This is a genomic window from Caballeronia arationis (genome assembly GCF_001544975.2).
In the GTDB taxonomy this organism is placed as follows: Bacteria; Pseudomonadota; Gammaproteobacteria; order Burkholderiales; family Burkholderiaceae; genus Caballeronia; species Caballeronia arationis.
Map to the genome: position 1 here is coordinate 1 of NZ_FCOG02000421.1, position 1,505 is coordinate 1,505.

The 1,505-nt window shown below is 55.9% G+C and carries 1 protein-coding gene; it reads right to left on the reverse strand.

All coding sequences use genetic code 11. The annotated features are described in order from the left end of the window. Positions 1-341 precede the first annotated feature (341 nt). A partial coding sequence (locus tag AWB81_RS42825) for a site-specific integrase (protein WP_144444388.1) occupies positions 342-1,505 on the reverse strand: 1,164 nt, incomplete at its 5' end.

A 1,505-nucleotide genomic window follows, 5' to 3' on the forward strand; every position in this document is an offset into this window, starting at 1 on the left:
GCCGCCACGCTCGCCTCAGCAACCCAACCTCAAAACGCTAAACATTAACCCCCCTGTTGCACTTCGGCTTGAAACCGCCCTCCCAAACACGGCCGAGGGAATCTCGTGACGTGCATCTTCAGCCCGAGCGTAGCGCGCGAAGCGCCTGACGTTGCCAAGCCTGCGCGCACGCTGCTGAACCGATTTCGCTTGCGCCGCCCACGCCAGAGCGGTCTCGTTGCAGACATGGTTTTTGGCCATGGAGTCCGAGAACGCGGCGAAGCTCCGCAGACAGCTGCCTTCTGACTTGAAGGCAAACCCGCACGCGCGACGCATCTCGATATACGAATCTATGAGGTCTGCTAGCATGATTGCACCTCAGGCCACGGCTGTGCGATCCTTTGCAACTCAGGTAGATCGACCTTCGCGTAAATCTGCGTCGTGGCAGTCGAACGGTGCCTGAGAACGAGCGCGATGTCTTGCAGCGAAGTGCCATCACGCAACATTGCGGTAGCCACCGAATGGCGAAGGACGTGAGCTGCACCGCCACTGGGACACGCGACACCTGACCGGCGCATTGCCCGTTCAACTATGGCGGAAACGGCACAGTGGTTTGCGAACTCGTGGAATGGAGCCCGGCAGCCGACGAATACCGCGTCGGTACTACTAGGTGGTCGTGCACGTTGTAAATAGTCTACGATCGCCCGACCGACTTCTCTGGTTAAAGGGAACTTCGTCGGGCGTCCGCTTTTTCCGGTAATGGATATTGACGCGCCTTTCCAGTCAATATCAGATAGCCGCAAACGAACGAGATCTCCGGCCCGCAACCCCAAACGGGCCAGCATCAGCGCTATTGCATAATCTCGTATGCCGACCGATGTAGCGCGATCGCAAGAAGCGATAACCTTCTCAACGTCGTTTGCAAGAATGTAGCGAGGAAGCGACGACAAACCCCAATTGGCCACCTTAGGCACAGCGGCGTCGAGGTCGGGCCTGCATTTTCCTTCGGCTATCAGAAAGCGAAGAAACATGCGTAATGCCGTCGTACAGTTTTTCGTTGCCGCTAGCCCTTGCCTTGAGCTTTCATCGAGAACAAACTTTCGTAACCGAGGTGCCGTAAAGTTCGTTGGGTCAGCTCCCTCGTTTCTGAGCAGCTTCCCGATGGAGATGCCGTAAGTGGCCAGGGTCGAATCTTTCGTTCCTCGCCGCTCACGCATCCATCGACAGAATTCAACCAGCAGCTCCGGACCCAGTGTCGTGTCGCCGACATCGGATGTTGCCATGATTCCGGCTTCCCGAAGGTAGTCCGTGAAGAGCCGTACGCCATGCATCAAACCCTTGGGGTTTGCATGACCGTATCTTGAGCATGTGCATTTTTTCAGGTTTTTTTTGAACCGTGCTACAGCGTCTTGAGATAGGTCTGTATAACGAATTCGTTTCTTGTCAGTCCAATGAAGCAAATGCTCAGCTGCACGAATATGTCGACGCGCGGTGATTTCCGCGAATCCGGTTTCCCATAGCTTCGC